The organism is Streptomyces sp. M-16 (genome assembly GCF_052114405.1).
Lineage (GTDB): Bacteria > Actinomycetota > Actinomycetes > Streptomycetales > Streptomycetaceae > Streptomyces.
On record NZ_JBFRER010000190.1, the window covers coordinates 1 to 8,857 of the forward strand.

The window sequence follows — 8,857 nt, forward strand, 5'->3', positions numbered from 1 at the left end:
GGGCCGCGCTGCCGTTCCGCGCGGCGACGGCCGACGCCGGGGCGCCGGTGCCGTTGGCCGCGGGCGCACCCGCGGCCGCCTTGCGCGGGCGGCGCTTGGTGGAGGCCGTGGAGACCCCGTAGCCGACCAGGACCGGCTGCCGCCCCTCGGGGGCCGGCTCCTCCTCGACGGCGACGACGACGGCCGGGGCCGCCTCGGCCGGGGCCGCCTCGGCGGTCCCGCCCGCGTCGCCCGCACCCGGAGCCGTCTCGACGGAGATGATGACCTGGCCGACGTCGACCGTCACGCCCTCCTCGAAGAGCAGCGCGTGCACCACCCCGTCGAAGGGGATCGGCAGCTCCACGGCCGCCTTCGCGGTCTCGACCTCGCAGACGACCTGCCCGTCGGTGACGGTGTCACCCGGCTGGACGTACCACTTGAGGATCTCGGCCTCGGTCAGGCCCTCGCCCACGTCGGGCATCTTGAATTCGCGGATCGTCATGGCAGGGCTCTCCTCAGTACGCCAGCGAGCGGTCGACGGCGTCGAGCACCCTGTCCAGGCCCGGCAGGTACTCGTCCTCCAGGCGGGCCGGCGGGTACGGGGCGTGGAACCCGCCCACGCGCAGCACCGGAGCCTCCAGGTGGTAGAAGCACCGCTCCGTGATGCGGGCGGCGATCTCCGCGCCCACGCCCAGGAACACCGGCGCCTCGTGGACGACCACGAGCCGGCGGGTGCGCTCGACCGAGGCCTGCAGTCCGTCGAAGTCGACGGGGGACATCGAGCGCAGGTCGACGACCTCCACCGACTTGCCCTCCTCGGCCGCCGCGGCCGCCGCCTCCATGCACACCTTCACCATGGGGCCGTAGGCCGCCAGGGTCAGGTCGGTGCCGGAGCGGGTGACGCGCGCCTTGTGCAGCTCGCCGGGAATGGCGTCGACGTCGACCTCGCCCTTGTCCCAGTAGCGGCGCTTCGGCTCGAAGAAGATCACCGGGTCGTCGCTGAGGATCGCCTGCTGGAGCATCCAGTAGGCGTCGCTGGCGTTGGACGGCGAGACCACCTTCAGGCCCGGGACGTGCGCGAAGAGCGTCTCCGGGGACTCGCTGTGGTGCTCGACCGCGCCGATGCCGCCGGCGTACGGGATGCGGATGACGACCGGCAGCTTGATCGTGCCGAGGGAACGGGCGTGCATCTTCGCGAGCTGCGTGACGATCTGGTCGTACGCGGGGAAGACGAAACCGTCGAACTGGATCTCCACGACCGGCCGGTACCCGCGCAGGGCCAGGCCGATGGCGGTGCCGACGATGCCCGACTCGGCGAGCGGGGTGTCGATGACCCGCTCCTCGCCGAAGTCCTTCTGGAGTCCGTCGGTGATGCGGAAGACACCGCCCAGCTTGCCGACGTCCTCGCCCATGATCAGGACCTTGGGGTCCGTCTCCATGGCTTTGCGCAGCGACTCGTTGAGCGCCTTCGCGATCGACATCTTTTCGATGGCCATGGTGGTCACTCCCCACCCTCGAAGGACGCGAGGTAGGCGGCGAACTGCGCGCGCTCCTCGTCGACGAGCGCGTGCCCGTCCGCGTAGACGTTCTCGAAGATCGCCATGGTGTCGGGGTCGGGCATCGAGCGCACGACCTCGCGCACGTGCTTGCCGAGCGTCTCGCTCTCGGCCTCCAGCTCCGCGAAGAAGGCCTCGTCGGCGCCGCCGGAGGCGAGCAGGTGGGTCTTCAGGCGCAGGATCGGGTCCTTGGACTCCCAGGCCGCCGTCTCCTCGTCCCGCCGGTACTTGGTCGGGTCGTCGGAGGTGGTGTGCGCGCCCATGCGGTACGTGAACGCCTCGACCAGGGTCGGGCCCTCTCCCCGGCGGGCCCGCTCCAGGGCCCAGCGGGTGACCGCGAGGCAGGCGAGGACGTCGTTGCCGTCGACGCGGATGCCGGGGAAGCCGAAGCCCTGGGCGCGCTGGTAGAGCGGCACGCGCATCTGGCGCTCGGTCGGCTCGGAGATCGCCCACTGGTTGTTCTGGCAGAAGAACACGACGGGCGAGTTGTACACGGCGGAGAAGTTGAAGGCCTCCATGACGTCGCCCTGGCTGGACGCGCCGTCGCCGAAGTACGCGATGACCGCGGAGTCGGCGCCGTCCTTGGCCACGCCCATGGCGTAGCCGGTCGCGTGCAGCGTCTGCGAGCCGATGACGATCGTGTACAGGTGGAAGTTGTTGGTGTTCGGGTCCCAGCCGCCGTGGTTCACGCCGCGGAACATGCCGAGCAGGTTCGTCGGGTCGACGCCGCGGCACCAGGCCACGCCGTGCTCGCGGTAGGTCGGGAAGACGTAGTCGTCGTCGCGCAGGGCCCGGCCGGAGCCGATCTGTGCGGCCTCCTGGCCGAGCAGCGAGGCCCACAGGCCCAGCTCGCCCTGGCGCTGGAGAGCGGTCGCCTCACCGTCGAAGCGGCGGGTCAGGACCATGTCGCGGTAGAGCCCGCGCAGGTCCTCGGTGGTGATGTCCGCGACGAAGGGCGCGAACTCCGCGACGTCGGGGTGGTCCCCGGCGTCGACCCGTTCACCTTCGGGCGTCAGCAGCTGTACGAGCTGAGGTTCGGCGTCGTGCGGCTGTGCGGTGGCAGCGGCGGTCTTGCGGGCGCTCGCCGCGCCAGCCGCCCGCTTGGTGCCGCTGCTGCGTCGCGGCTTGCGCGCGGCAGTGCTCTCCACGGTCACGTGTGCTCCTCCGTCGGTCCGGCACCCGGGTTCTCCGGGGACCAGTGCGGCTCACCTGTATCCGTACCCGGGCACGGGGTGGGTGCACGGCACGTACGGGATTCAGGCGTGACAGGTGCCCCGGCGAGTGCCCTGCGCAATGCACGTTACCCAGTGCGTCGCATAACTGCGAAACCCCACTTGACCTGCGATTTTGCTTGGATATCCAAGTAAATCGGCGGCTGTGGGAACAACGACTGGTCACAGCCTTGCAGGGGGCCGGAACAACGGCACGTTATCCCGGGTAACTCCGCCAGGGAAGGGGTGAGTGTGTGAAGATGACTTTGTGCGCGAAGACGGAAAAATCAAGGTATTCCTCCTGGACGACCACGAAGTGGTACGTCGGGGCGTTCATGAGCTCTTGTCGGTAGAAGACGACATCGAGATCGTCGGTGAGGCCGGCACCGCCGCGGACGCGCTCGTGCGCATCCCGGCCACCCGCCCCGACGTGGCCGTTCTCGACGTACGGCTCCCGGACGGCAGCGGCGTCGAGGTCTGCCGCGAGGTGCGCTCCCAGAACGAGGACATCAAGTGCCTGATGCTGACCTCGTTCGCCGATGACGAGGCCCTCTTCGACGCGATCATGGCCGGTGCCTCGGGCTACGTCCTGAAGGCCATCCGGGGGAACGAGCTGCTCAGCGCCGTACGGGACGTGGCGGCCGGCAAGTCGCTGCTGGACCCGGTCGCGACCGCGCGGGTGCTGGAGCGGCTGCGCGACGGCAAGAACGGCAAGGGCGACGACCGCCTCTCGAACCTCACCGAGCAGGAGCGCAAGATCCTCGACCTGATCGGCGAGGGCCTGACGAACCGCGTCATCGGGGAGCGGCTGCACCTCGCGGAGAAGACCATCAAGAACTACGTCTCCAGCCTGCTGTCGAAGCTGGGGATGGAGCGCCGTTCCCAGGCCGCCGCGTACGTGGCGCGCCTCCAGGCTGAGAAGCGCTAGCCTCCGGCGGACCTCCGGCCCGTCCCGACGGTCCTTCGAGCCGGCGGCGGGCGGTGCGGCCCCGCGGTCGCTCCGGTGCCACCGGGCGGGCCGTGTCATTCGGGACCAACGTCCCCGGTCATCGGGGCTGGATCCTCTTCCCCGACGCCCCCTCGGTGCCGGAGAGTGGTCCCCATGTCACCGGAGGAACTCCACGCCATCGAACTGCTGCGCCGCGTGCCCTACGGCCGGGTCGCCACGAGCATGCGCGCGCTGCCCTTCCTCGCCCTGGCCCGCCACATCGTGGTGGACGGCGAGGTCGTGCTGAGGATGCACGCCGGGTTCGGCTACCACCAGGCGTGCAACGGCAGTGTCGTCTCGTACGGGGCGGACAACTCCAATTCCCCGGACCCGCACCTTTGGTCGGTGCAGTTCACCGGGACCGCACGGATCGTCGAACCGACCACCGCCGAACTGGAACTATTCGGTCCAGGTCCGCATTTCGTGGACGGCACGGTGTTCGACCCCGTCTACATGCGAATCGAACCCCAGCTCGTCACCGTGCACACCCTGGCGGGGCGTCCGGACGGCCGGGACCGGCACGCTCTGCCGGACCGCCCGTACCAACACGTGCTCTGATCAGCGCATTCACGCGAAAAGGCCCGGCGGGGTGAATTCCGCCGGGCCTTTTCCCGTACATCCGACCGCGTGGTTACTACGGTTCGCCGACCGGGTTGTCGCCGCCACCGGAGGTGGGCGGCAGCGTCTTCGGGGGCGTCGTCGGCGGCTTGGTCGGCGGCGTCGTCTGCGGGGCCGTCGGGGTCTTCGTGTCCGGCGGCGGGGTGGTGACGGCGGTCGACGACGGGCTGGTCGTCGGCGTGTACTTGGTGCGGCTCGGCGTCGGCGTGAACGTCTCCTCGTGCGAACCGCCGGAGTCGGTGCTCGGCGGGTTCGACGGGGTGTCCGGCGTCGAGCTCGGGCTGCTCTGCGTGGTGCCCGGGGAGCTCTGGCTGGTGCCCGGCTTCCCGCCGTCCCCCTTGCCGATGCCCCCGGTCTTCACCGCGTACGCGACACCGCCGGCGATCGCGAGGACCGCGAGCAGCGCGAACACCCACATCTTCCACCGGCCGCCGCGACGGCCGTCGTAGCCGCCGTCGTACCCGCCGTACCCGCCATGGCCGTTGCCCGGACCGCCGTGACCGCCGTGACCGCCGCCGCCGGGGAAGGCGGTGCCGTCGTCGGGGTTGAGCGGGGGCACCATCGGCTGCTGGAACTGCGAGGTCGTGGCGTGCGCGTTGTACTGCGGACGCGGGCCACCGTTGCCGCCCGCGGGCATGGCCGTGGTGGCCGCGCCGCCCGGCTGGCCGTGCGGGAGCGACATGGTGACGGGGCCGGTGTTCCAGGTGCCGGTGTTCGGCCCCTGGTCCTGGAGCATCTGGAGCGCGTACTGGACGAGCCCGCGCATCTCCTCGGCGCTCTGGAAGCGGTCGTCCGGGTCCTTGGCCAGCGACCGCATGACCAGGCCGTCGAGTTCCTGCGGGATCGAGTGGCCCTCGGGCAGCTGCGACGGCGGCACCGGCGCGTCCTGGACGTGCTGGTAGACCACCGACAGCGGGGTCTCGCCGGTGAAGGGGGGCCGCAGCGCGAGGAGTTCGTAGAGCAGGYAGCCGGTCGCGTACAGGTCGCTGCGGTGGTCCACGGCCTTGCCGAGGGCCTGTTCCGGCGACAGGTACTGCGGGGTGCCCATGACCATGCCGGTCTGGGTCATCGTCGACTGCGCGCCGTGCAGGGCGCGGGCAATGCCGAAGTCCATCACCTTCACCGCGCCGGTGTTGGTGATGATGACGTTGGCGGGCTTGATGTCGCGGTGCACGATGCCGTGCTGGTGCGAGTACGCCAGCGCTTCCAGCACGCCGGAGACGATGATGAGCGCCTGCTCGGGCCCGGGGGCCTCGGCGCTGATCAGCAGGTCCCGGATGGTGCGGCCCTCGACCAGCTCCATCACGATGTAGGGGACGACGTTCGGGCCGACCTGGTCCTCGCCCGAGTCGTACACGGCGACCACCGCGTGGTGGTTCAGTCCGGCGACCGACTGTGCCTCACGCGTGAAGCGGGCCTTGGAGACCGGGTCCTCGGCGAGGTCCGCGCGCAGCAGCTTCACGGCCACGGTGCGGCCGAGGCGCACGTCCTCGGCGGCGAAGACCTCCGCCATGCCGCCGCGGCCCAGTCGGTGGGTGAGACGGTAACGTCCGTCGCCCACCAGGCCGCCGGCGCCCCAGTGCTCAGGACCGTCGGCCATCCCGGCGCCGTTTCCCTCGGGTTCGGGTGCCATCAGTCCTCGCCGTCGTCTCTCTCGTCCGCTCTAGCGGTGGGTCCTCATCGGGTGCTCCGATGAACGCTACAGCCTCCGAACCGGTCACCGTTCGGACACAGACACCCTGTGGCCCCATGGTCACGCAGCGGGCACCGGCTTGACGTGTGCTTGCCCTCCGGCAGACTGGGCGCGACATGCGCTCAGCCAGACGCGTAGGGACACAGCCCGAGGGGAAGCAACAGTCATGAGCCAGGACGGCACACAGGGCCGGTACGCAGGCGGCTCCCTGGCCGGTGGCCGTTACCAGCTAAGGGATTTGCTGGGCGAGGGGGGCATGGCCTCGGTCTACCTCGCGTACGACTCCGCGCTCGACCGCCAGGTCGCCATCAAGACCCTGCACAGCGAACTCGGGCGCGAAGCCTCCTTCCGCGAGCGCTTCCGGCGTGAGGCGCAGGCTGTTGCGAAACTGTCGCACACCAATATCGTCTCGGTCTTCGACACCGGCGAGGGCGAGGTGACGTTCGGCTCCTCCGGCGCCGACGGCACGGTCATGCCGTACATCGTCATGGAGTACGTGGAGGGGCAGCCGCTCGGCTCGGTCCTCGACTCGGACGTCCACCAGTACGGGGCGATGCCGGCCGACAAGGCGCTGAAGGTGACGGCCGACGTGCTGGCCGCGCTGGAGACCAGCCACGAGATGGGCCTGGTCCACCGCGACATCAAGCCCGGCAACGTGATGATGACCAAGCGCGGCGTGGTCAAGGTCATGGACTTCGGCATCGCGCGGGCCATGCAGTCGGGGGTCACCTCGATGACGCAGACCGGCATGGTCGTCGGCACCCCGCAGTACCTCTCGCCGGAGCAGGCGCTGGGGCGGGCCGTGGACGCCCGGTCCGACCTGTATTCGGTCGGCATCATGCTGTTCCAGCTGCTGACGGGCCGGATCCCGTTCGAGGCGGACTCCCCGCTGGCGATCGCGTACGCGCACGTCCAGGAGGAGCCGGTGGCTCCGTCGAGCATCAACCGCTCGATCACCCCGGCCATGGACGCCCTGGTGGCGCGGGCCCTGAAGAAGAACCCGAACGAGCGTTTCCCGACGGCCTCGGCCATGCGGGACGAGATCTCGCGGGTCATGTCGGCCGGACAGGCCGGGGCTCCGGTCATCGTCCCGGGCGCCGGCCCGGGCGGCAGCGGGGCGGGCGTGGCCTCGGCGGTGTTCCCGCCGGTGGACTCCGGGTTCCAGGCACCGTCGGCGCAGTCGCTCCAGCAGCCGTACCCGGGCCCGCAGACCCCGCCGCCGTCCCCGTACGCGCCGACGCCCCCGCCGCAGCAGCACGCGCAGGGCGGTTACGCGTACCCGCACACCCCGGCACCGCAGCAGCAGTACGCCCCGCAGACCCCGCCGCCGTTCACCATCTCCCCCTCCCCGGCGCCCGCCCCGTCGGCCTCCTCGACGGGTGGCGGGAAGCGGAACACCCCGGTGGTGGCCGGGGYGATCGTGGTGGCGCTGCTGGCCATCGGCGGCCTGATCGCGGTGCTGAACTCGGGCGGCGACAAGGGCGACGGCGACACGGCCTCGCCGGGCACGTCGGCGTCCGCGTCCGCTCCCGCGGCGGCGGGCCACAAGGGGCCGGACACCTCGCGCACGATCGCCCTGGAGAAGTGCAAGAGCCCCACGAAGTCCTACAAGGACGCCTCGAAGGTCGTGGCACCGGACTTCCGCTACAAGAACCTGCGCTCGGTGAAGGAGTGCATCCAGGCCGCGGGCTGGAAGTTCACCATCCAGAACCGCGACGAGGCGGTCTACGGGCAGGACACCGTCCTGGAGCAGCTGCCGGCGGCGGACTCGGACGTCCCCAAGGACGGGACGGAGTTCACCCTGGTCGTCTCCACCGGCGACCCGCAGTAGGACGCCGGGGGCGCCCCGCGGCCGCCTTTCCCGGGACGGCGCGGGCACACGCTCCCCGTTTCCCGGGACGGCGCGGGCACACGCTCCCCCGGGACGGCCGGGCACGTACCTCGGGACGGCGCGTTCACGCGCTGCGGGACGCCGGTCACGCGCCCCGGGACGCGGCCGTACGCCCCGGCGTGCGCCGGTGCGCCTGGGTGCGCCGGGACCCCGGTCACGGGAGGGTTCCTCCACCACACGATGGAGGAACCCTTGCGCACCGTCTTCCGTTCACTGACCGTCTCGGCCGTGGCCGCCGCCGTCGGCGCCCTGCTCGTCGCACCCGCGTCCGCCGCCGCTTCCGCGAGCACCGACTGCTCCTCCCCGGGGGCGTACGGCAGTGCCACCTGGACCTGGGCCGGCCGGGGCGCCCTGCGCGACCTGCGGCTGACGGCCGTGGACACCGCCGACGACTCCCGGATCGCGGGCGTGCGCCTCTACACGCTCGATACCGCCGGACACACCCGCTACTGGCAGTGGCGCCTGAACGCCAACGGTTCGGGCAGCAGCCAGAGCTGGAGCACCTCGCTGGACGACGCCCGGGGCATCTCCCGCGTCGGCGTGGAGGCCGCGGCCTTCGACGACCGCGGCTACCGGCAGCTGTGCGGGTCCGCCTCGTCGGCCAACCCCTTGCGCTAGGTCCGGCCACCGGGACACCGCCGAAGGACTGGGCTCCGCCCCGGGCCACCCTCACGGACGGCCCGGGATGCCGGTTTTGCCCCATTATGCAAATCTGAAGACGTCATTCCGACGCCTCGATTCCGACGCCTCGGTCCCGCCGCCCCGGCGTCCCCGCGTCCCGGCCGCACGGAAGGGGAGGGGCTCCCCGTGACTCGACGCCCGCGCGCGCCGCGCTGGACCGCCGGGGCCCTGCTGGCCGGGGCCGCACTGCTGGCCGCCGCACCCGCGGGAGCGCCGCCCCCCGCCCGCGCGCCCGCGGCC

8 protein-coding genes are annotated in these 8,857 nt (G+C 71.5%); 4 read left to right on the forward strand and 4 right to left on the reverse strand.

What is annotated here, in order from left to right; all coding sequences use genetic code 11:
- The 3 genes from AB4039_RS40035 to pdhA form a co-directional block, all read right to left on the reverse strand.
- Window positions 1-481, reverse strand: a 481-nt coding sequence (locus tag AB4039_RS40035; RefSeq protein ID WP_442273085.1) for a biotin/lipoyl-containing protein, incomplete at its 3' end; no start/stop codon positions are given.
- A gap of 13 nt (window positions 482-494) precedes the next feature.
- The gene (locus AB4039_RS40040) at window positions 495-1,475 is read right to left on the reverse strand and encodes an alpha-ketoacid dehydrogenase subunit beta (RefSeq protein ID WP_266840227.1); all 981 of its coding nucleotides are present in this window, start codon (window positions 1,473-1,475) and stop codon (window positions 495-497) included.
- 5 nt (window positions 1,476-1,480) lie between these two features.
- Window positions 1,481-2,689: a pyruvate dehydrogenase (acetyl-transferring) E1 component subunit alpha gene (gene pdhA / locus AB4039_RS40045; RefSeq protein WP_266840228.1), complete on the reverse strand. Its 1,209-nt coding sequence runs from the start codon at window positions 2,687-2,689 to the stop codon at window positions 1,481-1,483.
- A 325-nt stretch (window positions 2,690-3,014) separates the two neighbouring features.
- Between pdhA and AB4039_RS40050 the strand changes: the two genes are divergently transcribed.
- Window positions 3,015-3,674 (forward strand): response regulator, encoded by a 660-nt coding sequence (locus tag AB4039_RS40050; protein WP_030225053.1) that lies wholly within the window; start codon window positions 3,015-3,017, stop codon window positions 3,672-3,674.
- 174 nt (window positions 3,675-3,848) lie between these two features.
- Window positions 3,849-4,292 carry a pyridoxamine 5'-phosphate oxidase family protein gene (locus AB4039_RS40055; protein ID WP_266840230.1) on the forward strand — a complete coding sequence of 148 codons (444 nt, stop codon included), beginning with the start codon at window positions 3,849-3,851 and terminating at the stop codon, window positions 4,290-4,292.
- 76 nt (window positions 4,293-4,368) lie between these two features.
- Here AB4039_RS40055 and AB4039_RS40060 read toward each other — a convergent pair whose 3' ends face one another.
- The gene (locus AB4039_RS40060; protein WP_442273086.1) at window positions 4,369-5,985 is read right to left on the reverse strand and encodes a protein kinase domain-containing protein; all 1,617 of its coding nucleotides are present in this window, start codon (window positions 5,983-5,985) and stop codon (window positions 4,369-4,371) included.
- A 226-nt stretch (window positions 5,986-6,211) separates the two neighbouring features.
- Between AB4039_RS40060 and AB4039_RS40065 the strand changes: the two genes are divergently transcribed.
- Together AB4039_RS40065 and AB4039_RS40070 are read left to right on the forward strand one after the other, a co-directional pair.
- Window positions 6,212-7,876 carry a protein kinase domain-containing protein gene (locus AB4039_RS40065; RefSeq protein WP_442273087.1) on the forward strand — a complete coding sequence of 555 codons (1,665 nt, stop codon included), beginning with the start codon at window positions 6,212-6,214 and terminating at the stop codon, window positions 7,874-7,876.
- Between the two features lie 252 nt (window positions 7,877-8,128).
- Window positions 8,129-8,554 (forward strand): hypothetical protein, encoded by a 426-nt coding sequence (locus tag AB4039_RS40070; RefSeq protein ID WP_442273088.1) that lies wholly within the window; start codon window positions 8,129-8,131, stop codon window positions 8,552-8,554.
- Window positions 8,555-8,857: the final 303 nt, after the last annotated feature.

Excerpts from the sequence above, each read along its gene's own strand:
- AB4039_RS40040 (WP_266840227.1), bottom strand. The coding sequence starts at position 1,475 with ATGGCCATCGAAAAGATGTCGATCGCGAAGGCGCTCAACGAGTCGCTG.
- AB4039_RS40055 (WP_266840230.1), top strand. The coding sequence starts at position 3,849 with ATGTCACCGGAGGAACTCCACGCCATCGAACTGCTGCGCCGCGTGCCC.